Source organism: Brevundimonas sp. LF-1 (assembly GCF_037055305.1).
GTDB classification, from domain to species: Bacteria; Pseudomonadota; Alphaproteobacteria; order Caulobacterales; family Caulobacteraceae; genus Brevundimonas; species Brevundimonas sanguinis.
In genome coordinates, this window is record NZ_CP146349.1 from 1455890 (window position 1) to 1481885 (window position 25996).

The window sequence follows — 25996 nt, forward strand, 5'->3', positions numbered from 1 at the left end:
TGAGACCAGACCTGCTCGTAAAGTTCTTCGCGTGTCATGCGGCCTGCCAGGTTCTCCGTTGCTCTCACCTAGCACGAAATGGATGGCGAACTGTGGCGGCACTGTCTTTGCGGCACCTGCCGGTACATGATTAGGCAAGCGGAAACGGCCGATCTGCATAGGTCTTGCTGGCTCGAAATTTGATCGAGCAGGCCTTAGGTGGTTTCCGCTCATTTTGAGCAGCTCTTAGGTGGTCACGCTAAGTGGTCGGTTTTCTCAGTCTCAGCGGCTATCGCGTTGGGGTGAGCCGCTCTTAAGTGGTCCGGATATTCCCTTATTCCGTGGGTCATGGGGCGCAGGCGCGTGGTGTCGGCAGGGCCTTGGTCTGCGCTAGCCTGTGAACCTCAATCCTCACCTGTGCGTCTTGCTTTTGGCGGGGCTTTGGGCCGTGGTGGTCGAGGGGTGTTGACCTTCCCTTGATGGGAAGGTTTAGCAGTGTCGTCGTCAAAGGTTTGCGAGGACGACGCCATGGCCGCCGAAGGCTTCAGAACACTGGATGTACCCGTGCTGGGCATGACCTGCGCCAGCTGCGTGGGCCGGGTCGAAAAGGCCATCCGCGCCGTGCCGGGCGTCACGCACGCGCAGGTCAATCTGGCCGCCGAGCGGGCGCAGGTGTCGCTGTCGCCTGACGGCTCCGCCGCCGCCGTGGCCGCCGCCATCAAGAGCGCAGGCTATGAGCCGATGCAGGAGGAGGTCGTCTATCCTGTGCGGGGCATGACCTGCGCGTCCTGTGTCGGCCGCGTGGAAAAGGCGGTGGCCGCCGTGCCGGGGGTGCTGTCGGCCAGCGTCAATCTGGCGACCGAGCGGGCGACCGTGCGCTTCCTGTCGGGGACGACGACGTTTCAGGATCTGGCCGCCGCCGTGGAACAGGCCGGCTATGTGCTGGACACGCCCGAGGACGCCGGGCCGGACGCCGGCGACCGCGAACAGGCCGCCCGCGACGCCGAGATCAGGAAGCTGGGCCGGGCGGTGCTGATCGCGGGCGCGGCGACCCTGCCGCTGTTCGTGCTGGAGATGGGCTCGCACTTCGTGCCGGGGATGCACCACTGGATCGGCGAGACGATCGGCGCCTTCAACTGGAAGGTCATCAGCTTCGTGCTGGCGACCTTCGTGCTGTTCGTTCCGGGGATCATCTTCTATCGCAAGGGCGTGCCCGCCCTGCTGCGCTGGGCGCCGGACATGAACTCCCTCGTCGTGCTGGGCGCGACGGCGGCGTGGACCTTCTCGACGGTGGCTACGTTTGCCCCGCAGTGGCTGCCTGCGGGCACGGCCAACATCTATTTCGAAGCGGCGGCGGTGATCGTCACCCTGATCCTGGTCGGGCGCTGGATCGAGGCGCGGGCCAAGGGCCGCACGGGCCAGGCGATCCGCCGGCTGATGTCGCTTCAGGCCAAGACCGCGCGTGTGGTGCGCGACGGCGTTGAGCAGGACGTGGCCGTCGATGCGGTCAAGGTTGGCGACGTGGTCGTGGTTCGCCCCGGCGAGCGGGTTCCGGTCGACGGCGTGGTCACGGACGGGGCCTCCTTCGTCGATGAATCCATGCTGACGGGCGAGCCGATCCCGGTCGAGAAGACCGCCGGCGCCGACGTCACGGGCGGCACGCTGAACACCACGGGCGCCTTCCGTTTCGAGGCGCGTCAGGTCGGCGCCCAGACTGTGCTGGCCCAGATCGTCCGCATGGTCGAGGCGGCGCAGGGCGCCAAGCTGCCCATTCAGGCGCTGGTGGACAAGGTGACGGGCTGGTTCGTGCCCGCCGTCATGGCCATCGCCGCCCTGACCTTCGGAGCGTGGTTCCTGTTCGGGCCGTCGCCGTCGCTGGGCATGGCGCTGGTCAGCGCGGTGGCCGTGCTGATCATCGCCTGTCCGTGCGCCATGGGTCTGGCGACGCCGACCTCCATCATGGTGGGCGTGGGCCGAGCGGCCGAGCTGGGCGTGCTGTTCCGCAAGGGCGAGGCGCTTCAGGCCCTACAGGGCGTGGACGTCGTCGCCTTCGACAAGACCGGCACCCTGAGCGAGGGCAAGCCGACGCTGACCGATCTGGTCACGGCCGAGGGCTTTGACGAGGCGACGGTGCTGGCCCAGGTGGCGGCGCTGGAAAGCCTGTCGGAGCACCCGGTGGCCCGCGCCCTGGTCGCTGCGGCCGAGGCGCGCGGCGCGACGGTGGCCCGGCCGCTGGACTTCGCCTCCATCCCCGGCAAGGGGGTGACGGGTCTGGTCGAGGGCGCGCGCGTCGCCGTCGGCGCCGACCGCTACATGGCCGAGCTGGGCTGCGACGTTGCCCTGTTCGCCGAGGCGGCGGCCCGTCTGGGCGACGAGGGCAAGACGCCGCTCTACGCCGCCGTGGACGGTCGACTGGCCGCCATCATCGCCGTGGCCGACCCGGTCAAGGCGACGACGGCCGAGGCTATCGCCGCCCTGCATGAGCTGGGGCTGAAGGTGGCGGTCATCAGCGGCGACAACCGCCGCACCGCCGCCGCCGTGGCGCGTCGTCTGGGCATTGACGAAGTCCACGCCGAGGTCATGCCGGACGGCAAGGTGGCGGTGATTGAGGCGCTTAAAAAGGGCGGGCGCAGGGTCGCCTTCGTCGGCGACGGGGTGAACGACGCCCCGGCTCTGGCGGCGGCGGATGTCGGCCTGGCGGTCGGCGGCGGCTCGGACGTGGCGATCGAGAGCGCGGACGTGGTGCTGACCGGCGGCGACCTGCGCGGCGCGGTCAGCGCTATCGGCCTGTCGCGGGCGACGATGAACAACATCCGCCAGAACCTGGCCTGGGCCTTCGGCTACAACGTGCTGCTGATACCGGTGGCGGCGGGGGTGCTGTATCCGGTCTTCGGCCTGATGCTGTCGCCCATGCTGGCGGCGGGGGCCATGGCCCTGTCCAGCGTCAGCGTGGAGCTGAACGCCCTGCGCCTGCGCGCCTTCAGACCCCATATCGGCAGCGCGAAGGGAGCCGCGCGATGAACATCGGCAAGGCCGCTGAGGCGACCGGCGTCTCGGCCAAGATGATCCGCTATTATGAGGCGCAAGGGCTGATCCGCCCTGCTGACCGCACCGAGGGGAATTACCGCGACTTTTCAGAGCGCGACCTGAACGACCTGCGCTTCATCCGCCGGGCGCGGGGGCTGGGCTTTTCAATCGAGGAGATCAGCCGCCTGCTGTCCCTGTGGCGCGACGAGGCCCGGCCCAGCCGCGAGGTCAAGGCGATGGCGCAGAAACATCTGGAGGATCTGGACGCCCGCATCCGTGAAATGCGCGAGATGGCCGACACCCTGCGCCATCTGGCCCAATGCTGCGTCGGGGACGAACGTCCGGACTGTCCCATCCTGTCGGATCTGGCGGGCGGATCCGCCGGTCAGCAATAGCGCGCGGACTGAAGCTGAACGTCAGAATGACAACGGCGGCGCCCCTCGCGGGACGCCGCCGTTTCTCGTTCCAGCCGGGGCAGGAGGCCGGAGCGAATGGCTAGACCCTTTGCGGTTCAGCCGGAATCGACTGCACCTAGAATTAAGGGTCCAGAACTATCTGGAGCGAATATCTGAGTTGAGTTGGACATGCGTCCAACTCAACCGATTTCGCTCTCGGCTATTAGGCCAGAACCATGATGGCGACGCGGCGGTTCTGGGCGCGGCCTTCACGGGTGTTGTTAGGGGCGACCGGCTTGGCGGCGCCGTAGGAGATGGTCGCCATGCGGTTCAGGGCGATGCCTTGATCGCTCAGGAAGCGACGCACCGCTTCGGCGCGTTCCTGGCCCAGACGCTCGTTGATCTGGTCGGTGCCGGTCGAGTCGGTGTGGCCCTGGATCTCCAGGTACACGTTGGCGTTCTCGGCGCGCAGGCGCTGGACCAGTTCGGCCAGGCGCTGTTCGGCTTCCGGCGACAGTTCGGTGTGGTTGACCGGGAATTTCACCGAGTCGTCCGACAGAACGACTTCGTACAGGAATTTGCCTTGGGCCAGTTTGTGCGCGGCGTTGGCGCGGGCAAGGGCTTCGCCCGCCGTGCCTTCGACCTGCGTCAGATGAGCGTCGACGCCGTCTACGCGCTCGTTCACGACCTGGACGTTGTCGCGGACGAACCGATGGCTGGCGCAGCCGCTGACGGCGATGCCGAGAACGGCGACGGCGCCGATAACAGCGGTCCTAGATGCCAATTGATCAAATCAAGTCTCCTTCGTGCCCGGCCCAACTCCGGGGATGTTACGCGCCGCACCGATGTCGGTTGCAAAACGGCGGAGCAAAGACGCGCGAAGAAGTGAAAAGGTTCAGCTTGACTGTAAAAAAATATAAAGAACCGACGTTCTTGTTATTCTCCCTTCCTCGCCTGACGCCTTTTTCCTGACGTTCTCAGGTGATCAGTTTCTCGCGATCTGAACGGCGAGGAGCCTTGTTGCAAATGTCACCATCGGGCGTTCGCGGAACCTGCAGCGGAACAGGCGTCAGGTAGTGAGGCGGGCGTCGAGGCGTAAACGGTCCGGGGTCCTGCCGGTTGCGGCCAGCATCGCGGCGCATGGCCTGATCCTGGCGATGATGATGACGGCTCCGGTCAAGCCCGTCGTCGCGCCGCCGCCGCCGCCGCCGGTCGAGGTGATCCTGGTCGAGCCGCCCCCGCCCGCGCCTTCAGAGCCGGCGCCGGGCGATGCGCCGGCGGGAGGCGCCGAGGCCGCGCCCGCGCCTCAGCCTGAACCGGCGCCTGCCGCCCCCGCGGTTGCGACGCCCGTTCCGGTTCCGGCGAAAACGCCCCAGAAGGCGCGGGCCGCTGCCCCGACGCCGCCGACGCCTCGCCCCCTCGTCCGACGCCTGTGGCGCCGCAGGTCGAGCCGCTGCCGATCTCGGCGCCGGAACCCAGCGTGTCCTTCGTGCTGTTGGGAGACGGCGCGCTCAGCGGCGCCTTGACCGCGGGGCAGGGGACGGGCGGAGGCGGCGGGGCGGGCTCCGGGTCGGGCGGCTCGGGCGGCGGCTCCGGTTCAGGCGCAGGGGGCGGTTCAGGGCAGGGGTGCGACATGGTCAAGCGCATCCAGAACGCCCTGCGCAATGATGCGCGCATCAACGCCGCGATCGGACAGGCCTATCGCACCTCCGGCGCCTCGGGCCGGGCGATACTGATGTGGAACGGCGACTGGCTGCAAAGCCCCGGCGAGGCGGGCAAGGGGCTGGCCGGGGTGCGACAGGCCATCGCCGTCACGGTCGGTTTCTCGCCGCGCGCCTGTAAGGCCGAGACCGTGAACGGCTATGTACTGCTGACGCTCAGCGACCAGCCGGGCGCGCCGCGCGTGGCGCTGGGCAGCGGCGGGCGCTGGCGCTGGTCCGACCTGCTGTCCCTCTAGCCGGTCACGCCGAGCCCGAGAGGGCCATAAAGCCAGGTCAGCCAGGCGCCGATGGCCAGAAAGACGCCGAACGGCAGGCGGTCGGTCCCGGCGACGGGGCGGCGCAGGACGACCTTGGCCGCGACGACGCTCAGGCCGCTCAGGGACGCCCACAGCAGCACGCTGGGCAGGCCCATCCAGCCGACCCAGGCGCCGATCGCGCCCAACAGGAAAGGATCGCCCCCGCCCAGCCCGTCGCGACCGCGCAGGCGCTTATAGATAAAGGCCAGCAGCCATAGGCCGCCGAAGCCCGCCGCCGCCCCGATCAAGGGCGTCTTCAACGGGCCGACCAGCGACCATTGCAGGCCGCTCTGCACATTGGCGGGGTCCAGCGCCACGGCCGCGAACAGGCCGCTGAGAAACAGCGGCAGGGTCAGGGCGTCCGGCAGCCAGAAATGCTCGGCGTCGATGATGGCGATCAGCAGCAGCTGCCAGCCCAGCACCGCCCCCGCCAACGCCCAGGCGGGATCGTCGAAGCGCAGCGCCGCCCAGACGCCGATGGCGGCGGCGGCCAGCTCGATCAAGGGATAGCGCACAGGAATGGCCGCGCCGCAGTCGCTGCACTTCCCGCGCGTCATCGCCCAACTGACGACCGGGATCAGCCGCCAGGGCTTCAGGGGGCGCTCGCATGACCCGCAACGGGAGCGCTGCACGACGACATCCTGGCCCTTGGGCAGACGCAGGCTGACCAGGCCCAGAAAGCTGCCCACGATCAGTCCCAGGCCGCCCATCAACGTCGCCAGCATGCGCTTCCCTCTGTCTTCTTATCCAGTCTCGGCTCCTAGTGCGGCGATCCTCCGACGACATGCAATGGAAATGCTGAAACGCAAAGGTTGTGTCGCATCGCGGCGACACCTAACGACCTATCCGTCACGGGCGTCGCTGAAGACTGGACGCGCGACCTTTCAAATGGATATTCGGGTTTTGTGACCATAGTTTCGGCGATCGACAAATTGACGCCGCGCGAACGGGAAATTCTTCTGCTCGTAGCGGAACGTCTGGGCGACAAGGAGATCGCCCAGCAACTGAACCTGTCGCCCCGCACCGTTCAGAACCACCTGCATCGCGCCTATGAGAAGCTGGGCGTTTCCGACCGCCAGCAGGCGGCCCGCCTGCTGAGTAATTCCTACTCACGGCAATCGCCGCCCCTGTCGTCCGAGCCGTTTCTGGGCTCAGAACATGGCGTCCTTGCAGGTTCCGAACGTGTCGAGGACGGGAAGACACCCTGGCCGGTTCCCTTCTATGGGAGCTATGTACGCCTGGGGCGCTGGCGTCGGCCACGCACGGTCGGCGGCTCTGTTCTGCTGTTGATCCTGGGCGGGGCGCTGGCGTGGATTCTGCTCGCAGCCGCTGCGATCAGTTTAATTCCTCCCGTCCTGGAGATGATCCATGGCCTGCGCTGACGCTTATGATGGGCGGAGATGCGCATGATCAAAGGGATTTAAGCGCCTGACGACTGATCGGGCCGAGCGGAGACGTCGATGACCCCTGTGCAGCTCGCACTGCAGTTCGCATTGCTGGCGTTCAGTCTGGCGGGCCTTTTCCTGCTGCTCTGGCGGGGACGGACCTTGGACCGTGCGGCCGCCGGCGTCGTCCTGATGGCTCTGACCCTGTCCTACGCGGTCGATGACGCGAGCCCGCAGGGGTTTGAGTTCGGCGTGGTCATCATCGATACGACGGCCTTCCTCGCCCTGTGGTTGATCGCCGAGCGGGCGGGGCGGTGGTGGATCGTGATGGCCGCTGCGCTGCACCTGGTGTCGACCTTGGTCTACGTCGCGCCGTTCTTGACCTCGACCAGTCTGGCCTGGGCCGCGATGACGCTGATCTGGGTCCTCTGGTTCCTGACGTCACTGACATTTTTCTTCGGCGTCTGGGAAATCGAAGCCGCCCGACGCTTCGCCTTTGGGGGCGACATGGCTCAACAGTGGACGATGGAGGCGGCCCGCGCGCTGCTTCGTCAATGGAATGACAAACGGCTTGAGGCCTCCGTTCGTGCGGGGGCTGATGGCTGAACTGGGGGCGCTTGAGGTCTGGCTGCTGGAGCAGCGGCCTGAGACCCTGGCCGAGGCGGAGCGCCTTCTGGACCTGATCACATCACACGAAAGCGGCGGCGGGCGCGGGCTGGAGCAGCTGTGCCGCATCGGCGGCGGGGTTCGTAACGACGTCGACGCCCATCGTAGCCGGGTGGAGCACAGCTTCGCTCCGCGCGCCTCGGGACCGCTGGCGGGGCGCGCCTAAAAGTCATCATTTGATGATGGTCGGCTAGGGTTTCGTCCCGCCGACCGGACTGTTACAGCCGTTGACAGTCCGCGACGAAGCCTTGCGCCGTCGCTCCGCAAAGCGGTTTTTCCTCCCATGAATTTCGCTGTTCGCGCCGCGTCTCTCGCGTCCGCCTCTCTGTCCGTGCTTGCTTTCGCCGCGCCTGTTATGGCCGAAGCGCCTATCGACACCGGCCCGACCCAGGTGTCCGAGATCGTGGTGACGGCCGAGCGCCGCGAGCGCCGCTGGCGGCGACGCCGTTGTCGCTGACGGTGGCCGCCCAGCCCCTGCTGGACGGCGTCGGCGTGCGCGACATCAAGGATCTGCAGATCCTGGCGCCGGGCCTGATCGTGGCCTCGACCTCGAACCAGACCTTCACCACCGCCCGCATCCGCGGCGTCGGCACGGTAGGCGACAATCCGGGCGTGGAGAGCCTCGGTCGGCGTCATGATCGACGGCGTTTACCGCCCGCGCAACGGCGCAGCCCTTGGCGATCTGGGCGAGGTGGAGCGCATCGAGGTGCTCAAAGGCCCGCAGGCGACCCTGTTCGGCAAGAACACCTCGGCGGGCGTCATCAACGTCGTCACCGCCGCCCCCGCGTTCGACGCGCGCATGGCGGGCGAGGCGACCTTCGGCGACTATGGAACGCACGGCGGCTCCGTCTCCCTGACCGGCCCGATCGTGGACGAGGTTCTGGCCGGGCGGCTGTATGCCGCCGCGCGTCGCCGCGACGGCCTCTATGACGTGAAGACGGGTGATGGCCCGCGCACCTCGACCGACGATCAGACCGAACACTATGACACCGTGCGCGGTCAGCTGCTGTGGCGCGCCACGCCGGACCTGACCGCCCGCCTGACCGCCGACTGGACCGAGCGGGACGAGCGCTGCTGCGTGGGCGTTCAGCTGGTGACAGGCGCGACGGCGCCCTGCTGGCGACCTTCGCGCCCGACGGCGGCGTGGCGGCGACGCCGAAGCCGTGGGATCGCGTGGCTTATTCGAACCGCGACACCAACACCCGCATCCGCGACAAGGGGCTAGCGCTGCACCTGAACGCCGATCTGGGCTGGGCGACGCTGGAGAGCACCTCGGCGGTGCGCGACTGGCGCGGCGTCATCAGTCAGGACTGGGACTTCACCTCGGCCGATCTGGCCTATCGCCCGGACGACGGCAGCTGGTCGAACCGCTTCCGCACCCTGACGCAGGAGTTCCGCCTGTCGGGCCAGCGCGGAAAGCTGGACTGGTCGGCGGGCGCCTTCTTCGCCGATGAGAAGCTGACCCGTCGCGACAGCCTGTTCTACGGCGCCGATTACGAGGGCTACGTCAGCCGCCTGCTGTCGCGCTCGGCGTCGAACCCGCTGGGCGATCCCAACCATGTCTCGACCCTGACCGGCCTGGCTGTCGGCCAGAGCTTCGTCGAGGGCGAAGGCCAGATGGATCGCTACTGGCAGACGACGCAGAGCGCGGCTCTGTTCGCCCAGGCCTCCTACGCCGTGACCGACCGCCTGACCCTGACCGGGGCCTGCGCCGCACCCATGAAACCAAGGAGATGACGGCCGCCTATCACAACACCGACGGCGGGCGGCCTGCGCGGCGGCGCTGGCCAATGGCGTGAGCAACGCCACCTTGTGCCTGCCGTGGTCGAACCCGGCGTTCAACGGTCTGAACCAGTCGGAGACGGTCAAGGACGAGGCCTGGACCGGCCTGGCCCGCGCCGAGGTCAAGGCGGCCGAGGGGACGCGCCTCTACGCCTCCTGGTCGCGAGGGCGCAAGAACGGCGGCTTCAACCTGGACCGCGGACAGACCAACCTGGTTCCTGACGCCTCGCGCGCCTTCCCGGCCGAGAGCGCCGACGCCTTCGAGGCGGGCATCAAGAGCGTGATGCTGGACCGACGCCTGCTGGTCTCGGCCGCCGCCTTCCGCCAGACCTATGACGACTTCCAGCTGAACACCTTCCTGGGCACGACCTTCCTGGTCCGCTCCATCCCGCAGGTGCGGGCCAAGGGCGTCGAGGCGGACTTCATGTTCCTGCCGTTCGAGGGCCTGTCGCTGCAGGGCGGCCTGACCTACGCTCAGACGGAGTATGGCGACGACGCCGTTCCGGGCCTGCCGCTGCTGGCGGGCAAGCGGATGAACTTCGCCCCCTGTGGAGCGGATCTCTGGCCGGAACCTATGAGCGGCCGGTGACGGCCGGCTTGACCGGACGGGTGACGTTGGCGGCCAAATATTCGTCGGAATACAACACCGGCTCGGACCTCGATCCGGCCAAGAGCCAGCCGGGCTTCTGGCTGGTGGACGGCCGCGTCGCCCTGGCGCGGGACGATGCGTGGAGCGTCGAGCTGTGGGGCCGAAATCTGTTCGATCAGGACTATCGCCAGGTGGCCTTCGGCGCCCGTTTCAGGCCGGCACCCTGGGCGCCTTCCTGGGCGCGCCCCGCACGGTGGGCGTGACCCTGCGGGTCATGCGTTGAGGCCATGAAAAAGGACGCCGGCGATGCTGGCGTCCTCTTTTAATCTCGGTCGGATCAGTCCTTGTCGCGGGCCGCAGCCTTGGCCGCGCGCTCGGCCTGGCCGCGCCAGCCATAGCCTTCGCCATGTTTGCCGACGCTGACGAAGGTCGCCTCCTCAGCCTTGTGGAAATACTGCTCGGACACCATCCAGCCCTTGAAGGGGCGCAGCACCGACAGGCACATGGCCGCCAGCACCGGGAAGGTCACCAGGAAGTGGACCCAGACCGGCGGATGAACGGTGAACTCGAAGATCATGAAGGCGATCATGCCGACGACGCCGACGGCGCACATCACGAAGAAGGCCGGGCCGTCCGCCGGATCGGCGAACTTGTAGTCCAGCCCGCACTCGGGGCAAGACTCGCGCAGGCTCAGATAGCCTTTGAACACGGGGCCCTGGCCGCAGCGGGGGCAGCGGGCGCGAATGCCGGTCTTCACGGGGCTGATCGGAGGATAGACGGGATCGGACACTAAAGCTGTTCCTGCGGCGAACGATGTCCATGATGTCGGCCGTTCGTCACAGGGAAGCAAGCGGGTGTTTTGTCCTATGCGCGACAGGCCCTCGCGTCAGGCCCCGTTAACGACGATTAAAGCCCTTCGCGCGAGCATGCGCGCGATATGACCGGGGCCCCCGCCAAGAAGCGCGTTCTGCAGACGACCGTGGCGGCCGCCGCGGCGGGCGTCGTCGTCTTCGCGCCTCTGGCTCCGGCGCCGTCGCTGGCCCAGGCGGGCGCCCCGGTCGAGATACGCATCGGCGCCAATGCGGGCTTCACCAGGATCGAGTTCGCCGGGGTCGTCGGGGCGCGCGCACGGGTGCGTCAGGACGGCCGCACCGTCGTGGTCCGCATCGGCACGACCGCCGCTCCCGACGTCAGCCGCCTGCGCGTCGATCCGCCCAAGGGGCTGGAGAAGATCGAGACCCGCGCCGCCCAGGGCGCGACCGAACTGGTCCTGACCCTCGCCGAAGGGGCGGGCGCGACCAGCGGGTCCGCCGACGGCGCCGTCTGGCTGAACCTCTATGCGCCGGCCAAGGACGGCGACGGTCTGCGCCGCTCGCCGGTGCCGATCGGCGGGGCGGTGCCGGTGGCGGCTGAGGTCAAGGGCCAGCAGACGGTGATGCGTTTCGCCTGGAACGGGCCGGTCGGCGCCGCCGTCTTCCGGCGCGGCGAGGCGGTTTGGGCCGTGTTCGACCACGCCGCCCGCATGCAGATGAAGGGCGAGGGCCTGAACGGCGCCCGCTGGGCCGCCGGGCCTGACTTCACCGCCGTGCGCATTCCGGTCGAGCCGGGTCAGGCCGTGGCCGCGCGCGCCGAGGGCTCGACCTGGGTCGTGACCATCGGCGGGACCGCCCCCGCCCCCAGCGGCGTGGACATCGAGCGCGACGACGCGGTCAAGGCGTCGCTGACCGCGCGCATGGCCGGGGCGACCCGCACCGTCTGGCTGACCGACCCGATGATCGGCGATCGCTTCGCCGCCGTCACCGCCCTGGCCCCCGGCAAGGGGCTGAAGACCGGACGGCGCACGGTGGACGCCGGCTTCCTGCCGACCGCCCACGGCCTGGCGGTCGAGACCCCGACCGACGATCTGAGCGTCACCGCCGACGGCGATCTGGTGACGGTGACGAGGCCGCGCGGCCTGACGCTGTCCTCGCCGACCGCCGGGCTGGAACGGGCGGCTGAAGGCGCCGACGCGCCGCGCGCGGCGTCTCGTCCGGCGCTGATCTTGGCCGACTGGTCCGCCGATGCGGGCGAAGGCGGCTTCATCGCCCGCCATCGCGCCCTGCAGGACGCGGCCGAACGCGAAAGCGGCCGCGCCGCCGAAGACCCGCGCGCGCCCATTGAGGCGCGGCTGGCCTACGCCCGCTTCCTGGTCGGGCATGGCCTGGGGTTCGAGGCGGTCGGGGTGCTGAACGCCCTGATCAAACAGACGCCCGCCATGCAGGGCGTGGCCGAGGTGCGCGGCCTGCGCGGCGCCGCCCGCGCCTCCATCGGCCGGTTTAACGAAGCGGAGGCCGACTTCTCGTCCGGCGCCCTGGCGGGCGATCCCTCGACCAAGGTGTGGCAGGGCTATATCGCGGCCCAGCAGGGCGACTGGGCCAATGCGCGGCGGCTGTTCGCCGCGGGCGCAGGGGTGGTCGACGGCTTCGCTCCCGAATGGCGCGCGCGCTTCGGCGCCGCCCATGCGATGGCGGCGGTCGAGACCGGCGACGCCGACGCCGCGCGCGAACTGCTGGCCTATGTCTTCAGCCAGCCGAACGTCTCGGCCCCCGATCAACTGACCGCCCGCCTGGTGCAGGCGCGCCTGTTCGAACTGGATGAGAAGCCCGACCGGGCTCTGGCGGTCTACAAGGCGGTGGCGCGCGCCCCGCTGGACGGCGTCGCCACGCCCGCGCGCCTGGGCGTCATCAAGCTGGAGATGGCCAAGGGGACGCTGAAGGCCGACGCCGCCGCCGCCCAGCTGGAGGCGCTGAAATGGCGCTGGCGCGGGGATGCGACCGAACTGGCGGTGATCCGCACCCTGGGCGAGCTTTATCTCTCCCAGGGGCGCTATCGCGAGGCCCTGACCACGCTGAAGACGGCGGGGCCGAAGATCGTCACCCTGCCGGGCGGCGACCGGCTTCAGGCCGATCTCGACAACGCCTTCCGCGCCTTGTTCCTCGAAGGCGCCGCGGACGGTCTGCAGCCGGTGCAGGCGCTGGCCCTGTTCTTCGACTTCCGAGAACTGACGCCCGTCGGCGCTGACGGCGACGAGATGGTGCGGCGGCTGGCGCGGCGCCTGATCGACGTCGACCTGCTGGATCAGGCGGCGGAGCTGCTGAAGTATCAGGCCGAGAACCGGCTCGACGGGGTGGCCAAGGCTCAGGTCTCGACCAATCTGGCCGCCGTCTATCTGATGAACCGCCAGCCGGAAGAGGCGCTGCAGGCCCTGTGGTCGTCGCGCACGACCCTGCTGCCGACCGCCATGAACATCGAGCGCCGCGCCCTGGAGGCCCGCGCCCTGATGGAACTGGGGCGCTATGACCACGCGCTGGAGGTGCTGGGCAAGGACGCGTCGCCCGCTGCGCGCGACGTGCGCGCCGACATCCTGTGGAAGCAGCAGCAGTGGGGGTCGGCCGCCGCCCTCTATGAGCAGCGCCTGGGCGACCGATGGAAGGAGACCGCCGCGCCGCTCAGCGAGGTCGAGGAGACGCGCCTGATCCGTGCGGGCGCGGGATATTCGCTGGCGCGGGACGCGGGGGCGCTCTCCCGTTTGTCCAAGAACTACGCCGCCTTCGCCGAGGGCGCGCGCTCGCCGGGCGCGATTCGGGTAGCGCTGGCGGGGCTGAACGGCGGCGACTCGGGCCGGCCGCAGGATTTCGCCGCCCTCAGCGCCGGGGCTGACGCCTATGCCGGCTGGATCGCCCAGACCAAGGCCGAGTTCCGGGCGAAGACGGGCGCGGGCCAATAAAAAACCCCTCCCGGCGGGAGAGGGGTTTTTTGCATCAATCCTGACGAGCAGGACGAACGCGCCGTAAAGGCTTAGCCGTTGACGGCGTCCTTCAGCGGCTTGGACACGCGGAAGCGCACGGCCTTCGAGGCCGGGATCTTGATCGTCGCGCCCGTGGCCGGGTTGCGGCCTTCGCGCTCGGCGCGCTCAGCCGTGTCGAACACGCCCAGGTTGGAGATACGGACGTCGTCGCCCGACTTCAGAGCCTTGTGGATGTTCTCGACAATGGCGGTCAGAACCTTGCCGGCGTCAGCTTGCGACACGCCCGCGTCTTTGGCGACAGCGGCGATCAGTTCAGCTTGAGTGGTCATGAGGGTATTTTCCCAATGGTGGTCGCCCGGAAGGAAGCGCCGGGCGAGGACCGGGGGATCAACGACGGTTTTTGTGAACTTGGCAAGCCCGCATCGCCCAGAAGGCCTTGCAGGCTGGGGATTTATCCTGCGCCGGAGGCTCTCTGGAAGCTCTCGACGAGGCTGCCCGCGACCAGTCTCCACCCGTCCACCAGCACGAAGAAGATCAGTTTGAAGGGCAGGCTGACCACCACCGGCGGCAGCATCATCATGCCCATCGACATCAGCACGCTGGCGACCACCAGATCGATCACAAGGAACGGAACAAAAAGAAGAAATCCGATGGTGAAGGCGGTCTTCAGCTCGCTGATCATGAAGGCCGGGGTGACCACTCTCAGGGGCAGGTCCTGCATATTCGCGGTAGCCGTGACGCCCGACAGTCGAGTGAACAGGGCCAGGTCGTCCGGCTTCACCTGAGCCAGCATAAAGGTTTTTACCGGTTCGGACGCCGCATCGAAGGCCTGAGGCAGTTCCATCTGCTGATCCATCAGCGGACGGACCCCGAATCATAGGCGTCCTGCCAGGTCGGAGCCATGACGATGGCGCTCAGGAACAGGGCCAGGGACACCAGGACGGCGTTCGGCGGCGACTGCTGCATCCCCAGCGCCGTGCGCAGAAGCGACAGCACCACGACGATCCGCACGAAGCTGGTGGTCATGATGACGATGGACGGCGCCAGCGACAGCACCGTCATCAGCCCGACCAGCTGCACCACGCGCTGCGTCAGGCCGGCGCCCGTCCCCAAGTCGATGTTGATGGCCGATCCGCTCTGCGCCGCCTCCTGCGCCAGGGCGCCCAGCGGCCAGATCAGGCACAGGGCGGTGGTGATCAGCGACAACAGCGCCGCGCGCTTCAGTTCGGCGCGAGTCGGCATGGCGAAAACTGCCGGGCGTTTCACTTCACGCCTCCCGGTTGGCGCGGCTCGATCAGTTCGCGGCCCTCGCCCAGCAGGATCAGCCGTTCTTCGTCATCGACGCGGATCAGGACCAGACGGCGCGACGGGTCCAGCACCAGGGTCTCGACGACCTTCATCCGCCGCACCTGTCCCTGCTGGCCCTGAAAGCGGGCCAGGATCTCCGGCGCATAACGACGCGCCGCCCAGGCGGCCAGGCCGATGATGCCCAGGGTGATGGCCAGGCCGAAGATCGCCCGGAACAGATCAAGGAAGTTCATGCGGATGCAGCCCCAGACGCGCGACGATCCGGCGTTCGGCCGCCACGCTTCGGGCCATGTTTCAACGGACGTGGTTAACGGCGCGTTTAGGGATACGGGATATTAACCATGCAGGCGGCAAAATCTGCCGATCCGTTCGTCCGAGGGATCGCATGTCCGTCACCGACCTGCCGCTGCTGAATCAGATCAAGGGCCGTCTGGCCTGGCTGGACGACCGTCAGCGGGTGATCGCCGAGAACGTCGCCAACTCCGACACCGCCGGCTATGTCGCGCGCGACCTGAAGACCCCAGCCGACTTCGCCGCCGCGGTGCGCAAGAACGCAGGGCTTCGGATGGTCGCCACCAACGCCCAGCATGTGTCCCCGCCGGCGCGGGCGCCGCAGTTCGAAGGGATGGCGTCGCCGGATTCCGAGACCACCCTGGACGGCAACTCGGTCGTGGTCGAAGAGCAGATGCTCAAGATGGCCGAGAGCCGCATGGCCTATGACGCCGCCATCGGCTTCTACCAGAAGTCCATGCAGATGATCCGCCTGGCGGCCAAGAAGCCGGCCGCCTGAGGGGAAATGAAACATGCCTGACCCGATCAACAACCGCCCGGTAAGTCCCCGCAACACCGCCATGGCGGTCGCCTCCAGCGCGCTGAAGGCGCAGCAGTCGCGGATGCGGATCATCGCCGAGAACATCGCCAACGCACAGTCCACGGCCACTGTCGCAGGCGGCCAGCCGTATCGCCGCCAGATGCCGGTGTTTCAGAGCCGCGACGTGGACGGCGCGACCGGCGTCGCCCTGGCCGAGGTGCGGCCGGATCAGAGCGACTTCCGCATGGATTACGACCCCTCGCACCCGGCGGCGAACGCGGAAGGCTATGTCATGCGGCCCAACGTCGACACTTTGATCGAGGCGATGGACATGCGCGAGGCGCAGCGCGCCTATGAGGCCAATCTGAACGTCATCGAGACGGCGCGGAACATGGATCTGCGCACCCTCGACATCATCAAGAAGTAAGGGGCTAAGGCATGAACCCCATCATGGCCGCCCGCGCCTACGCCGCCGTTCAGGGCGGAGGCGGCGTCAGCGTCACGACCTCGGCCAACGCCGCCGCGAGCGCCGGTCCGAACGCGGCCGGCGGCTTCGCCGACCTGTTGCAGAACGTCATGACGCAGACGACGCAGGCCACCCGCGTCGCCGAAGCCCAGATGGCCCAGTCGGTTCAGGGCCAGGGCAATCTGATCGACGTCGTCACGGCCATCTCGTCGGCCGAGGCCTCGCTGGAGACAGTGATGGCCGTCCGCGACCAGGTCATCTCGGCCTATCAGGAGATCATGAGGATGCCGATCTAGCGTCGGCTTCTCCATTTCCTGACGAGTGCGGATCAAACCTGCGCCCCGCACGCTTTCTTTCCCGACAGTGAAAGGAAGACCCATGCTCAAGGACAAGAACTCCTCGGCCATCGTGGCGGTCAAGGATCTGGATCGCGCCCGCGCCTTCTATTCAGACGTGCTGGAGCTGAACCTGGCTGATAGCGGAATGGAAGGGATGCTGGGCTACCGCACCGGCGGCACCTGGCTCATCGTCTATAAGTCCGACTTCGCCGGAACGAACCAGGCCAACGCCGTGTCCTGGGACGTCGGGGTCGAGCTGGACGACATCGTCGCCGCCCTGAAGGCCAAGGGCGTGGCGTTTGAACGCTATGACGGCATGGAGCACGACGGCGACATCCATGTGTGCGGGTCCCTGCGCCTGGCTTGGTTCAAGGACCCGGACGGCAATGTGCTGCATCTGGTCGGCGGCGCCGGCGCAGGCTGAGCCTAGCCTTCCAGCGACACCACCGGCTGGCTGACGGCGGCGCTGCGGCCGCGGGCCTTCAGCCAGGCGCGGATGCGGTTCTGGATCGGCTGGTCGATCAGATAGTGCAGGCCAAAGGCGAAGACGAAGGCGGCCAGCACGCCCAGACCCCACAGCCCCCAGCGCCAGGCTTCGCCCAGCGCCAGCTTGCCGGCCACGGCGTCGGCCAGGCCGAACCAGGCGATGCGCACCACTTCGTTCGAGATGAACATGGAGAAGGACACCATCGCAGCCTGCTCGACCAGTTTTGAGGGCCTGCGTCCAGGAACGGCCCCCGCCGCCAGGATGATGAGGCTGATGAAGACCAGCGAGATCAGGGCGTGTTTGTCGAAATACTGCACGCCCGCCAGGGCGACGGAGGCCAGCACGCCGGCCCAGCCGGCGACGCGCGGGTGGATCCATACCCCTTGCGCGAACCAGGCCAGACCCATGCCGAGGATGAACAGGGGCAGGGCGCGCCAGATGCCCAGGTTCAGCGGCATCTGATAGACGGGATAGTTCAGGATCGCCCAACTCAGTTCATTGGCCGCCAGATAGCCGACAATGACCAGCGCCATCGCCGTCCACGGTCCGATCCGGCTGAGGCCGCGCAGCACGAAGGGAAAGGCGGCGTAGCAGCCCAGCAGGGCCGAGATCGACCACGTCGGCGCGTTCCAACCGATGCCGCCGGGCACGCCGAACGACTGCACCAGGGCGATCTGGGCGGGAAGTTGGTCCCAGGCGAACCATTCGGGATGGTTGGGCGGCATCCCTGCGGCCGTGGCGACCAGCACCAGCGCCACCAGCAGACCCAGGACAATCAGGTGCGCCGGAAACACCCTTAGCGCCCGCTTCAGGAAGAAGTCCGTCTTGGACATCCGCCCCGACCCGACGGCGCGGCCATAGACCCGCATCAGCACGTATCCGCTGTCGATCAGGAAGAAGTTGGTCAGCAGAAAGCCGCCCCGCTCGAACACGGGATGCAGCCCTTCGGCCAGCGGCACGGGCGCCGACATCTGGAAGTGATGCAGGATGATCAGGGCGGCCACGATGAAGCGCAGCGCATCCAGCCACCCCCGCGCCCGATCGGCGGCGGCTCATTCCGGGACGAAAACACGGCCTGCAGCATGGCGACCCCCTTGTTCAGAGGGTTTCATGCAGGAAAGAGGCCGTCTCGCCATGTCCTTCTCCCCTTGTGGGAGAAGGTGGTCCGTGAGGACCGAATGAGGGGTGTCGGCGCTGCGGTCTGTTGTCGCGTGCCTGCGTGAAGCGCCTTTCGGATGGGGCGGGCGCGCTTACACCCTCATCCGTCAGGCTTCGCCTGCCACCTTCTCCCACAAGGGGAGAAGGAAGATGGTCCTACCCCCGCACCAGCCGCAGGAATTCCTCACGCGTGCGCGGGTCTTCGCGGACGGCGCCCAGCAGGCAGCTGGTGGACAGGCTGGCGCCTGGAACGTCGACGCCGCGCATGGTCATGCAACTGTGCTCGGCCTCGATGACGACGCCGACGCCGACGGGGCGCAACACTTCCTGGATGGCTTGCGCGATCTCGGACGTCATCTTTTCCTGGATCTGCAGGCGCCGGGCGTAGCCGCGCACCACGCGGGCCAGCTTGGAGATGCCCACGACCCGGTCGGTCGGAAGATATCCCACGTGCGCCTTGCCCACCACCGGCAGCATATGGTGTTCGCAGAAGCTGACGAAGCGGATGTCCTTCAGGACGATCAGTTCGTCATAGCCGCCGACCTCTTCGAAGGTCTTTTCCAGATAGTCGCGCGGTTCGACCTCATAGCCCTGGAACAGCTCGCGATAGGATTTGGCGACGCGCTTGGGCGTCTCGATCAGGCCTTCGCGCGCGGGATTGTCGCCGGCCCAGCGGATCAGGGTGCGGACGGCGGCTTCGGCTTCTTCCTGCGAGACGGGCGGGGTGGGGGCGTGATCGGTCATGGGCGCTTCATAGCGCCGAGCCGCCGCCGAAGGCCAGAGCCGAGCTTGAGCGACTTTTTGTCCGGACGGTTAGCGCGGCGTTAACCATCCTGTCGGCATTTTCTGCCCACTGTCCCGTGTCTGATGTTCGGCGGGTTTGGGGAACAGCGATGAACGGCGCGGAAGTTCTGGATGTCGGGCGCGACGCCCTGTGGCTGACCATTCAGCTGTGTCTGCCGATCCTAACGGTGGCGCTGGGCGTCGGCGTGTCCATCGGCCTGTTTCAGGCCCTGACCCAGGTTCAGGAGCAGAGCCTGGTCTATGCGCCCAAGATCGTGGCCGTCTTCGCCGCCCTGTTGCTGTTTCTGCCGATGATGGGCGCGCTTCTGGGCGGGTTCATGAACGAAATCGCCGCCCGCATCGCGGGAATGTAAGGCGAGGGCAGGCGGGTGGAGCCCTATGCGACGGCGGAGCAGGTCTGGACCGGCGGGCTGATCTTCGCGCGCGTCGGCGCCATCCTGATGCTGCTGCCCGGTTTCGGGGAATCCTATGTGCCGCCGCGGGTGCGGCTGTCGCTGGCCCTGGTGCTGTCGCTGGCGTTGTGGCCCATCGTGGCCAGCAGCCTGCCGGCCCTGCCCGCCACCCTGGGCGCCACCGTCGGCTGGGTCATCCGCGAGGTGCTGACCGGGCTGGCCATCGGCGCCATCCTGCGCAGCTTCATGACCGCCATGACGACGGCGGGCGAGGTCGTCTCCCTGCAGACCACCCTCGGCTTTTCTCAGACGGCCAACCCGATGCAGGCCCAGCCGGGCACGACCCTGTCGGCTTTTCTGATGCTGCTTGGCGTGACCCTGGTGTTCGCCACCAACACCCATCATCTGTTCATCGGCGGCATGGTCGGATCCTATGAGGCGATCGCCCCGGCCAAGCCGCTGATCGTGTCGGACTTCACCCAGATGGCGATCCGCACCCTGAGCCAGAGCTTCGCGCTCGGGGTGCAACTGGCGGCGCCGGTGCTGGTTTTCGCCCTGATCTTCAACCTGGCTTCGGGGCTGGTGGCGCGCGTCATGCCCAGCTTTCAGGTCTATTTCGCCGCCGCGCCCTTAAGCGTCGTTCTGGGGCTGTCGGTGTTCGCCCTCAGCCTCGGGGTTCTGGGCACCGTCTTCATCGACCGCTATCGCACGGTAGCGGCCTTCTTCACGGGAGGCGCCGTTGGCTGACGGTCCCGATCCCGAGTCGAAAACAGAAGAAGCCACCCCGCGAAAACTCGAACAGGCGCGCAAGAAGGGCGATGTCGCCAAGTCGCCGGACGTGGCGCAAGCCCTGTCGCTGGCGGGCGCGGCCTGGGTGTTGCTGGCGGGCGGCGGCATGTTCGCCACCCAGATCGCCGAGGGGCTGATGCCCTTCCTGTCGCAACCGCACGCCATGATCGGCGGGCTGGAGGCGGGAGCCGGCATCGAGATCGGGATGCGCGCTGTCTGGGTGGTGACGCCTTTTCTGGCGGCGGTGTCGTTCGCGGTCATTCTGGGCGGGGTCGGGGGCAATCTGGCGCAGTCGGGCCTGATCTTCACCGCCGACAAGATCAAGCCCAAATGGTCCAAGGTGAACCCGCTGGAGGGGTTCAAACGCATCTACGGCCCGGACGGCGTGGTGCAGTTCCTCAAGACCTTCATCAAGCTGGTCGCCATCGGCGCCGTGTGTTTCTGGGTGCTGAACCCGCATGTGCGCGAACTGGAGGAACTGGCCGCCATGAGCCCGGCCTACATCCTGCCGTTCGCGCGGGACCTGGCGCTGGCGCTGATGGTGTCGGCCCTGGTGTTTCTGGGGCTGACGGCGGGCATGGACTATCTGTGGCAGCGGATGCGCTTCGCCAAGCGGATGCGGATGACCAAGGAAGAGCTGAAGGACGACTTCAAACAGTCCGAGGGCGACCCCCATGTGAAGGCCAAGCTGCGCCAGATCCGCATGCAGCGCGGCCGCCAGCGGATGATGCAGGCGGTGCCGGACGCCACAGTCATCATCACCAACCCGACCCACTATTCGGTGGCCCTGCGCTATGAGCCAGATCAGGGCGACGGCGCGCCCGTCTGCGTCGCCAAGGGCGTGGACGCCCTGGCCCTGCGCATCCGCGAGGTGGCCAAGGAGCACCAGGTGCCGATCGTCGAGAACGTGCCCCTGGCCCGCGCCCTCTATGCGGCGGTCGAGGTCGACGATGTGATCCCTCGCGAACATTTCGAGGCGGCCGCCAAGGTCATCGGCTTCGTCATGCAGCAGCGGAAACGGCGGTGAGGGGAGACGGGCGCCACGCCTCTCCCTCCCCGTCCCGGGGAGGGTGGTCGCGCAGCGACCGGGTGGGGGCGGCTTGGCTGATCAAGCGCCGCGCTGCGCACCGCCTGGCCCTCCCCACCCGTCTTCGGCCTGACGGCCTCAACCACCCTCCCCGTCCCGGGGAGGGAGAGGCGTCGTGCTAGAAGGTATGCTGACGAACCCTGATTCGCGCGGGCGAGACGCCATGATCATTTCCCGACCCCAAGACAGGTTGAAGGCGCAGGCGACGCGCCGCCCGACGTTCGATCCCTTGCTGGTGATCATGGCCGTGGGCTTCACCCTGGCGGTCGCCGCCATCGCCTATCCGGCCTTTCGGGCCAACGCCTTCAGCGCGCCGGGTCTGATGCTGATCTTCGCGGCGGGCGCCACGGCGCTGATCTGGCTGTTCGCCTTCGGCCGGGCCGAGGTGCGGCGCGCCAATGGCGATACGGCGGTCGAGATGCTGGACGCCCTGGCCGAGCCCGCCGCCCTGGTGTGGCCGTCGGGCCAGGTGCTGGCTTACAACGCCGCCTGGGCCGAAGAGAACGGGACCGTCACCACGCTGCCCAGGTCCGGTAAGGGAGGGGGCAAGTCCGCTCAGGCCCTCTACATGGCCTTCGCCCAGGCGCGTGAAGGCCAGCAGGGCCGCGCCATCGTCCAGATCGGCGCGCGCGAGAAGGAGGTGCTGATCGGCCAGGCGGGGCAGGGGCGCTTCCTGGTCCGCGCCGCGCCCGACGCCGTCCTGCCGCTGGCCCCGTCTGCGCCCGCTGCGCCCCAGCCTACCGCCTCGACCGGCGAGGCTCGCGCCATGGCCGCAGGCGCCCCTTCGGCTCGGCCGTCATCGGCGGCGAAGACCTGTTCGCAGGACGAGCTGAGGAGCCGAACGCGGCCATGGCCCTGCTGACCGGTCCGGCGGCCTCGGGCGACGCCGCCTTCGGCCACCTGTTCGACCCGGCCGGCGTGGCCGAGGCCCGGACCAAGCTGGAGGCTGGGTCGTCCGGCCCGATCGAGCTGATCGCCCGCGCCCACCCGGATCGCCAGTTGCACCTCTATGTCGCCCCGGAAGGCGACAAGCGCCGCGTCTGGCTGTTCGATGTGGCGGCGCAGAAGTCGATGGAGCTGCAGCTCTCCCAGGCCCAGAAGATGCAGGCTGTGGGCCAGCTGGCGGGCGGCGTCGCGCACGACTTCAACAACCTGCTGACGGCGATCCAGCTGCAGCTTTCCGGCCTGCTGGAGCGGCACCCGGTCGGCGATCCGTCCTATGACGGGCTGAACGAGATTCGTCAGACGGCCATCCGCGCCGCCGATCTGGTGCGCAAGCTGCTGGCTTTCTCGCGCAAGTCGACGGTGCGGCGCGAGCGGCTGGACCTGGGCGAACTGGTCGGCGAGTTCGCCGTGCTGCTGCGCCGCCTGCTGCGCGAGGACGTGCGGCTGGAGACCGACTACGGCCGCGACCTGCCGCTGGTGCTGGCCGACAAGAGCCAGCTGGAGACGGCGGTGATGAACCTGGCCGTCAACGCCCGCGACGCCATGCGCGGCGTGGTCGAGCCGGGCGCGGGCGTGGTCACCATCAAGACGCGCCGCCTGACGGGCGCGCAGGCTCGGGATCTGGGCTGGCGCGAGGCCCCCGAAGAGGTCGCCCTGATCGAGGTCTCGGACACCGGCCCCGGCGTGCCAGCGGCCCTGCTGGACAAGATCTTCGAGCCCTTCTTCACCACCAAGGCGGTGAACGAGGGGACGGGTATGGGGCTGGCCACCGTCTACGGCATCGCCCAGCAAGCGGGCGGCCACATCACTGTCGTCAACCTAGATGGCGCCGGCGCGGCCTTCCGCATCTTCCTGCCCGCGGCCACGGCCGAGGAACTGGTCGAGGCCCCGGCGGTCGAGAAGGTCGTCAAGGCGCCGCGCGACCTGTCGGGCGCCGGCCGCATTCTGTTTGTCGAGGACGAGGCGGCCGTGCGCGGCATCGCCGCCCGCCTGCTGCGCCAGCGCGGCTATGAGGTGATCGAGGCCGCCGATGGCGAGGAGGCTCTGATCCTGGCTGAGGAGTGGGCGGGCCAGATCGACATGCTGATCTCGGACGTCATCATGCCCGGGCTGGACGGCCCGTCGCTGCTGCGCAAGGCGCGGCCGTTCCTTGGCGACGCGCCGGTCATGTTCATCTCGGGCTATGCCGAGAGCGACTTCTCGGACCTGCTGCAGGACGAGGTCGGCGTGTCCTTCCTGCCCAAGCCGCTGGACATCAAGACCCTGGCCGAGCGCGTGAAGCAGGAGCTTCACGCGAGCTGATTCAGGGCGAGGGCGTCAAGCCCTGAGGTCGAGGCGATCTTCCGAAGACCAGCGCCGCTCCCGCGCGGCTTCGTGCAGGGTGTCGGCGAGATCAAGCAACTGATGACGGCGCAGACGTGGAATCACCTCCAGCAACCGCAGGCGCAGGCTTTCCGCTTCGGCGTCGGAGAGGAAGGCGTCGCGAGAACGGACAGGCATGATGCACCATCCTTGAAAAGCGACCGCAATGACGGTCCGGGGCGTGCGGAAAACCGTTATTTGCCGCTTTAGGTTCCGAAAACCGGCCTTAGCTCGACAATTGTGAACAAAGGCGACGTTCAAGGCTTGGGTCTGGCGCGCGCGGCCCTAGATAGGGTCCAGAGGAATCACACGCCGTAAAGAGGAGTCTCCCATGGCCTTCACCCTGCCCCCGCTGCCCTACGCCTATGACGCGCTGGAGCCGGCCATCGACAAGGAGACGATGACCTTCCACCACGACAAGCACCATCAGACCTACGTCGACAACCTGAACAAGTTCGTCGACGCCACGCCCGAGGCGCAAGGCAAGTCGCTGGAAGAGATCTTCGCGATGATGTCCAAGCTGCCCAAGTCGATCCGCAACAACGGCGGCGGCGTGTGGAACCACAGCCTGTTCTGGGAACTGCTGGCCCCGGTCGGCACGGGCGGCGAGCCCTCGGCCGAACTGGCCGCCAAGATCGACGCCGAACTGGGCGGCATGGACAAGTTCAAGGCTGATTTCGACGCGGCCGGCGCCGGTCAGTTCGGTTCGGGCTGGGCCTGGCTGATCCTGCAGGACGGCAAGCTGAAGGTCACCTCGACCCCGAACCAGGACAACCCGCTGATGGACGACGCGGCCGAAAAGGGCGCCGTCCTGCTGGCCGCCGACGTGTGGGAGCACGCCTATTACCTCAAGTACCAGAACCGCCGCGTCGACTACCTCAAGGCCTTCTGGTCGGTGGTGAACTGGAACAAGGTCAACGAACTGTACGAAGCCGCCAAGGGCTGAGCCTTCGGTTTGCTTGACTCAGGAAGGGCGGGCCTTCATAAGCCCGCCCTTCTCGCATCGGGTTCGTCCCGAGGCGCGATGTCTATTACGGACGATGCGTGGACCGCCGTTGAGATCGCCGCTCCAATCGGGGAGGGGCCGGGCCGCATCATGATGAAGAGTGACATATGTCCAAGCGCCATAGCGCCAAGTACAAGCTCGACCGGGCCATGGGTGAAAACCTGTGGGGTCGCGCCAAGTCTCCTGTCAACAAGCGCTCCTACGGCCCCGGCCAGCACGGTCAGCGCCGCAAGTCCAAGGTCTCTGACTTTGGTCTGCAGCTGAAGGCCAAGCAGAAGCTGAAGGGCTACTACGGCAACATCACCGAGAAGCAATTCGCGGCGACTTACGCCGAAGCCGCCCGCCGCAAGGGCAACACCTCGGAAAACCTGATCGGTCTGCTGGAATCGCGCCTGGACGCCATCGTCTACCGCGCCAAGTTCGTGCCGACCGTCTGGGCCGCCCGTCAGTTCGTCTCGCACGGCCACGTCACCGTCAACGGCAAGAAGGTCGACATCGGCTCTTACCGCGTGAAGGTCGGCGACGTCATCGAGGTCAAGGAAAAGTCGCGCAACATGGCCCTGGTGCTGGAAGCCCAGCAGTCGGGCGAGCGTGACCTGCCCGACTATCTGGAACTGGGCGATCGCGGTTTCTCGGTCCGTTACGGCCGCGTGCCGGAACTGTCCGACGTGCCGTACCCGGTGAAGATGGAGCCGAACCTGGTCGTCGAATACTACTCCTCGTAAGTTCGACGGATCTGCCAAGCTTCTTGGCCAAGGTTCTTTGGAAGGCCCCGGCGTCGCCGGGGCCTTTCTTTGTTCATATTGCGGCCTTGACGGTTCACTTTCGGGCCAATTGAGCGCACAATGGATAATCATCAGGATCGCGCCCAGGGAGGCCGAACATGAGAAGGTCTTTCTTTGGTCTGGTTCTGGCCGCCGGGCTCGCCGCCTGCGCGCATGCCCCGGGCGAACTGGTGCGGACCGAAGGCATGCCGGGCCAGCTGGAGCCGATCCACGCCGCCGCCTTCACGCGCGACCTGGCGGTGTTTCGCGTCAGCTCCAACGGCTGCACCGACAAGGCCGACGTAAAGCCGTTCATCACGCGGCTGAAGGATTCGGCGGTCATCACGCTGCGCCGCCTGGACGAGGACCGTTGCACTCGTCCGGTCAAGGACGGCGTCCAGTTGCAATGGACTTTTGAGGAGCTGGGTCTGCCGCCCGGCGCCAATGTGGTCGTCAACAACCCCTATCTGTTGAACGGGGACGAGGGCGTGACCCAATAGGTCGGATCGAGCTGAATTTTCAGCTTTTGTTAGCTACGCTCAGACAGACGCGTTTAAGGCCTCGGTCATAGAAGGGCCGACCGTTTTCTCATGTCTGGCGTCCCCCTAGTATGCGCGTCCTCTCGTGTCTGACCGAAGATCACCATTTCGGT

The 25996-nt window shown here is 67.6% G+C and carries 31 protein-coding genes and 1 pseudogene; 23 read left to right on the forward strand and 9 right to left on the reverse strand.

The genetic code is table 11. The features are described 5' to 3' along the window. Positions 1–507: 507 nt before the first annotated feature. Positions 508–3000 carry a heavy metal translocating P-type ATPase gene (locus V8F63_RS07930; RefSeq protein ID WP_392354981.1) on the forward strand — a complete coding sequence of 831 codons (2493 nt, stop codon included), beginning with the start codon at positions 508–510 and terminating at the stop codon, positions 2998–3000. Further along, complete coding sequence (gene cueR, locus V8F63_RS07935; RefSeq protein ID WP_253119780.1) at positions 2997–3401, forward strand: Cu(I)-responsive transcriptional regulator; 405 nt, start codon at positions 2997–2999, stop codon at positions 3399–3401. Before V8F63_RS07930 ends, cueR begins: the two co-directional genes overlap by 4 nt. A gap of 223 nt (positions 3402–3624) precedes the next feature. Here cueR and V8F63_RS07940 read toward each other — a convergent pair whose 3' ends face one another. Next, on the reverse strand, positions 3625–4185 hold the full coding sequence (locus tag V8F63_RS07940) for an OmpA family protein (RefSeq protein ID WP_134582421.1): 561 nt from the start codon (positions 4183–4185) through the stop codon (positions 3625–3627). 648 nt (positions 4186–4833) lie between these two features. Between V8F63_RS07940 and V8F63_RS07945 the strand changes: the two genes are divergently transcribed. Then, a complete protein-coding gene (locus V8F63_RS07945) occupies positions 4834–5358 on the forward strand; it encodes a hypothetical protein (RefSeq protein ID WP_392354982.1) in 525 nt (174 codons plus the stop codon). On the opposite strand, the gene V8F63_RS07950 is transcribed toward V8F63_RS07945, so the two are convergent. After that, a complete protein-coding gene (locus V8F63_RS07950; RefSeq protein WP_253119778.1) occupies positions 5355–6143 on the reverse strand; it encodes an A24 family peptidase in 789 nt (262 codons plus the stop codon). The two genes, V8F63_RS07945 and V8F63_RS07950, sit on opposite strands and share 4 nt — an antisense overlap. 87 nt (positions 6144–6230) lie before the next feature. Between V8F63_RS07950 and V8F63_RS07955 the strand changes: the two genes are divergently transcribed. From V8F63_RS07955 to V8F63_RS07985, 7 genes are all read left to right on the forward strand, one after another. After that, positions 6231–6800, forward strand: coding sequence for a helix-turn-helix transcriptional regulator (locus V8F63_RS07955; RefSeq protein WP_392354983.1), 570 nt, complete (start codon positions 6231–6233; stop codon positions 6798–6800). Positions 6801–6878: 78 nt separating this feature from the next. Next, positions 6879–7409, forward strand: coding sequence for a hypothetical protein (locus tag V8F63_RS07960; RefSeq protein WP_392354984.1), 531 nt, complete (start codon positions 6879–6881; stop codon positions 7407–7409). Next, positions 7402–7635 (forward strand): hypothetical protein, encoded by a 234-nt coding sequence (locus tag V8F63_RS07965; protein WP_025978483.1) that lies wholly within the window; start codon positions 7402–7404, stop codon positions 7633–7635. The genes V8F63_RS07960 and V8F63_RS07965 overlap by 8 nt, the downstream gene beginning before the upstream one ends. 468 nt (positions 7636–8103) lie before the next feature. Beyond that, complete coding sequence (locus V8F63_RS07970; RefSeq protein WP_392354985.1) at positions 8104–8694, forward strand: TonB-dependent receptor plug domain-containing protein; 591 nt, start codon at positions 8104–8106, stop codon at positions 8692–8694. Continuing rightward, entirely contained in the window at positions 8613–9206 is a 594-nt protein-coding gene (locus tag V8F63_RS07975; protein ID WP_392354986.1) for a hypothetical protein, read from the forward strand. The genes V8F63_RS07970 and V8F63_RS07975 overlap by 82 nt, the downstream gene beginning before the upstream one ends. A 58-nt stretch (positions 9207–9264) precedes the next feature. Further along, positions 9265–9840: a TonB-dependent receptor gene (locus V8F63_RS07980; protein ID WP_392354987.1), complete on the forward strand. Its 576-nt coding sequence runs from the start codon at positions 9265–9267 to the stop codon at positions 9838–9840. Next, positions 9837–10103: a hypothetical protein gene (locus V8F63_RS07985; RefSeq protein ID WP_392354988.1), complete on the forward strand. Its 267-nt coding sequence runs from the start codon at positions 9837–9839 to the stop codon at positions 10101–10103. Before V8F63_RS07980 ends, V8F63_RS07985 begins: the two co-directional genes overlap by 4 nt. A 74-nt stretch (positions 10104–10177) precedes the next feature. Here V8F63_RS07985 and V8F63_RS07990 read toward each other — a convergent pair whose 3' ends face one another. Further along, complete coding sequence (locus V8F63_RS07990; RefSeq protein WP_392354989.1) at positions 10178–10630, reverse strand: DUF983 domain-containing protein; 453 nt, start codon at positions 10628–10630, stop codon at positions 10178–10180. A 147-nt stretch (positions 10631–10777) separates the two neighbouring features. Here V8F63_RS07990 and V8F63_RS07995 point away from each other — a divergent pair, with 147 nt between their 5' ends. Continuing rightward, complete coding sequence (locus V8F63_RS07995) at positions 10778–13606, forward strand: hypothetical protein (RefSeq protein WP_392354990.1); 2829 nt, start codon at positions 10778–10780, stop codon at positions 13604–13606. Positions 13607–13677: 71 nt separating this feature from the next. On the opposite strand, the gene V8F63_RS08000 is transcribed toward V8F63_RS07995, so the two are convergent. From V8F63_RS08000 to V8F63_RS08010, 3 genes and pseudogenes are all read right to left on the reverse strand, one after another. Further along, positions 13678–13956: an HU family DNA-binding protein gene (locus V8F63_RS08000; RefSeq protein WP_003170475.1), complete on the reverse strand. Its 279-nt coding sequence runs from the start codon at positions 13954–13956 to the stop codon at positions 13678–13680. A gap of 122 nt (positions 13957–14078) precedes the next feature. Further along, positions 14079–14869: pseudogene (gene fliP / locus V8F63_RS08005) on the reverse strand (flagellar type III secretion system pore protein FliP). A 20-nt stretch (positions 14870–14889) separates the two neighbouring features. Next, a complete protein-coding gene (locus V8F63_RS08010) occupies positions 14890–15168 on the reverse strand; it encodes a flagellar biosynthetic protein FliO (RefSeq protein WP_024353562.1) in 279 nt (92 codons plus the stop codon). 152 nt (positions 15169–15320) lie between these two features. Between V8F63_RS08010 and V8F63_RS08015 the strand changes: the two genes are divergently transcribed. The 4 genes from V8F63_RS08015 to V8F63_RS08030 all read left to right on the forward strand — a co-directional run bounded on the left by V8F63_RS08015 (position 15321) and on the right by V8F63_RS08030 (position 16974). After that, complete coding sequence (locus tag V8F63_RS08015) at positions 15321–15725, forward strand: flagellar basal body protein (protein ID WP_025978477.1); 405 nt, start codon at positions 15321–15323, stop codon at positions 15723–15725. 13 nt (positions 15726–15738) lie between these two features. Further along, positions 15739–16173 (forward strand): flagellar basal body rod protein FlgC, encoded by a 435-nt coding sequence (gene flgC, locus V8F63_RS08020; RefSeq protein WP_392354991.1) that lies wholly within the window; start codon positions 15739–15741, stop codon positions 16171–16173. A gap of 11 nt (positions 16174–16184) precedes the next feature. Beyond that, positions 16185–16508 carry a flagellar hook-basal body complex protein FliE gene (gene fliE, locus V8F63_RS08025; protein WP_025978475.1) on the forward strand — a complete coding sequence of 108 codons (324 nt, stop codon included), beginning with the start codon at positions 16185–16187 and terminating at the stop codon, positions 16506–16508. Between the two features lie 82 nt (positions 16509–16590). Next, positions 16591–16974 carry a VOC family protein gene (locus tag V8F63_RS08030; RefSeq protein WP_392354992.1) on the forward strand — a complete coding sequence of 128 codons (384 nt, stop codon included), beginning with the start codon at positions 16591–16593 and terminating at the stop codon, positions 16972–16974. A gap of 2 nt (positions 16975–16976) precedes the next feature. Here the strand turns inward: V8F63_RS08030 and V8F63_RS08035 are convergent, their stop codons facing one another. Both V8F63_RS08035 and folE read right to left on the reverse strand, forming a co-directional pair. Next, on the reverse strand, positions 16977–18041 hold the full coding sequence (locus V8F63_RS08035; protein WP_392354993.1) for an acyltransferase: 1065 nt from the start codon (positions 18039–18041) through the stop codon (positions 16977–16979). 310 nt (positions 18042–18351) lie between these two features. Then, a complete protein-coding gene (gene folE / locus V8F63_RS08040) occupies positions 18352–18939 on the reverse strand; it encodes a GTP cyclohydrolase I FolE (RefSeq protein ID WP_025978472.1) in 588 nt (195 codons plus the stop codon). Between the two features lie 149 nt (positions 18940–19088). On the opposite strand from folE, the gene fliQ reads away from it, so the two are divergent. From fliQ to V8F63_RS08065, 5 genes are all read left to right on the forward strand, one after another. After that, positions 19089–19352, forward strand: a complete 264-nt coding sequence (gene fliQ / locus V8F63_RS08045; protein WP_024353554.1) for a flagellar biosynthesis protein FliQ — start codon at positions 19089–19091, stop codon at positions 19350–19352. Between the two features lie 15 nt (positions 19353–19367). After that, positions 19368–20138: a flagellar biosynthetic protein FliR gene (gene fliR / locus V8F63_RS08050; protein WP_303705818.1), complete on the forward strand. Its 771-nt coding sequence runs from the start codon at positions 19368–19370 to the stop codon at positions 20136–20138. Then, entirely contained in the window at positions 20131–21207 is a 1077-nt protein-coding gene (flhB, locus tag V8F63_RS08055) for a flagellar biosynthesis protein FlhB (protein ID WP_303683451.1), read from the forward strand. The genes fliR and flhB overlap by 8 nt, the downstream gene beginning before the upstream one ends. 223 nt (positions 21208–21430) lie before the next feature. Then, positions 21431–22129, forward strand: a complete 699-nt coding sequence (locus V8F63_RS08060) for a hypothetical protein (protein WP_392354994.1) — start codon at positions 21431–21433, stop codon at positions 22127–22129. Next, positions 22117–23514 carry an ATP-binding protein gene (locus tag V8F63_RS08065; protein ID WP_392354995.1) on the forward strand — a complete coding sequence of 466 codons (1398 nt, stop codon included), beginning with the start codon at positions 22117–22119 and terminating at the stop codon, positions 23512–23514. The genes V8F63_RS08060 and V8F63_RS08065 overlap by 13 nt, the downstream gene beginning before the upstream one ends. A 15-nt stretch (positions 23515–23529) precedes the next feature. Here V8F63_RS08065 and V8F63_RS08070 read toward each other — a convergent pair whose 3' ends face one another. After that, on the reverse strand, positions 23530–23835 hold the full coding sequence (locus tag V8F63_RS08070; protein WP_392354996.1) for a hypothetical protein: 306 nt from the start codon (positions 23833–23835) through the stop codon (positions 23530–23532). Between the two features lie 70 nt (positions 23836–23905). On the opposite strand from V8F63_RS08070, the gene V8F63_RS08075 reads away from it, so the two are divergent. From V8F63_RS08075 to V8F63_RS08085, 3 genes are all read left to right on the forward strand, one after another. Continuing rightward, positions 23906–24520: a superoxide dismutase gene (locus V8F63_RS08075; protein ID WP_025978467.1), complete on the forward strand. Its 615-nt coding sequence runs from the start codon at positions 23906–23908 to the stop codon at positions 24518–24520. 167 nt (positions 24521–24687) lie between these two features. Next, the gene (gene rpsD / locus V8F63_RS08080; protein WP_025978466.1) at positions 24688–25305 is read left to right on the forward strand and encodes a 30S ribosomal protein S4; all 618 of its coding nucleotides are present in this window, start codon (positions 24688–24690) and stop codon (positions 25303–25305) included. A 158-nt stretch (positions 25306–25463) separates the two neighbouring features. Next, a complete protein-coding gene (locus tag V8F63_RS08085; RefSeq protein WP_025978465.1) occupies positions 25464–25844 on the forward strand; it encodes a lipoprotein in 381 nt (126 codons plus the stop codon). The last annotated feature ends 152 nt before the right edge of the window (positions 25845–25996 follow it).

Excerpts from the sequence above, each read along its gene's own strand:
- V8F63_RS07960 (WP_392354984.1), top strand. The coding sequence starts at position 6,879 with ATGACCCCTGTGCAGCTCGCACTGCAGTTCGCATTGCTGGCGTTCAGT.
- V8F63_RS07970 (WP_392354985.1), top strand. The coding sequence starts at position 8,104 with ATGATCGACGGCGTTTACCGCCCGCGCAACGGCGCAGCCCTTGGCGAT.
- V8F63_RS08015 (WP_025978477.1), top strand. The coding sequence starts at position 15,321 with ATGTCCGTCACCGACCTGCCGCTGCTGAATCAGATCAAGGGCCGTCTG.
- folE (WP_025978472.1), bottom strand. The coding sequence starts at position 18,939 with ATGACCGATCACGCCCCCACCCCGCCCGTCTCGCAGGAAGAAGCCGAA.
- V8F63_RS08085 (WP_025978465.1), top strand. The coding sequence starts at position 25,464 with ATGAGAAGGTCTTTCTTTGGTCTGGTTCTGGCCGCCGGGCTCGCCGCC.
- V8F63_RS08030 (WP_392354992.1), top strand. The coding sequence starts at position 16,591 with ATGCTCAAGGACAAGAACTCCTCGGCCATCGTGGCGGTCAAGGATCTG.
- V8F63_RS08065 (WP_392354995.1), top strand. The coding sequence starts at position 22,117 with ATGGCCCTGCTGACCGGTCCGGCGGCCTCGGGCGACGCCGCCTTCGGC.
- flgC (WP_392354991.1), top strand. The coding sequence starts at position 15,739 with ATGCCTGACCCGATCAACAACCGCCCGGTAAGTCCCCGCAACACCGCC.
- V8F63_RS07995 (WP_392354990.1), top strand. The coding sequence starts at position 10,778 with ATGACCGGGGCCCCCGCCAAGAAGCGCGTTCTGCAGACGACCGTGGCG.
- fliQ (WP_024353554.1), top strand. The coding sequence starts at position 19,089 with ATGAACGGCGCGGAAGTTCTGGATGTCGGGCGCGACGCCCTGTGGCTG.
- V8F63_RS08000 (WP_003170475.1), bottom strand. The coding sequence starts at position 13,956 with ATGACCACTCAAGCTGAACTGATCGCCGCTGTCGCCAAAGACGCGGGC.
- V8F63_RS08075 (WP_025978467.1), top strand. The coding sequence starts at position 23,906 with ATGGCCTTCACCCTGCCCCCGCTGCCCTACGCCTATGACGCGCTGGAG.
- V8F63_RS07930 (WP_392354981.1), top strand. The coding sequence starts at position 508 with ATGGCCGCCGAAGGCTTCAGAACACTGGATGTACCCGTGCTGGGCATG.
- rpsD (WP_025978466.1), top strand. The coding sequence starts at position 24,688 with ATGTCCAAGCGCCATAGCGCCAAGTACAAGCTCGACCGGGCCATGGGT.
- V8F63_RS07965 (WP_025978483.1), top strand. The coding sequence starts at position 7,402 with ATGGCTGAACTGGGGGCGCTTGAGGTCTGGCTGCTGGAGCAGCGGCCT.
- cueR (WP_253119780.1), top strand. The coding sequence starts at position 2,997 with ATGAACATCGGCAAGGCCGCTGAGGCGACCGGCGTCTCGGCCAAGATG.
- V8F63_RS07950 (WP_253119778.1), bottom strand. The coding sequence starts at position 6,143 with ATGCTGGCGACGTTGATGGGCGGCCTGGGACTGATCGTGGGCAGCTTT.
- V8F63_RS08010 (WP_024353562.1), bottom strand. The coding sequence starts at position 15,168 with ATGAACTTCCTTGATCTGTTCCGGGCGATCTTCGGCCTGGCCATCACC.
- fliE (WP_025978475.1), top strand. The coding sequence starts at position 16,185 with ATGAACCCCATCATGGCCGCCCGCGCCTACGCCGCCGTTCAGGGCGGA.
- V8F63_RS08060 (WP_392354994.1), top strand. The coding sequence starts at position 21,431 with ATGATCATTTCCCGACCCCAAGACAGGTTGAAGGCGCAGGCGACGCGC.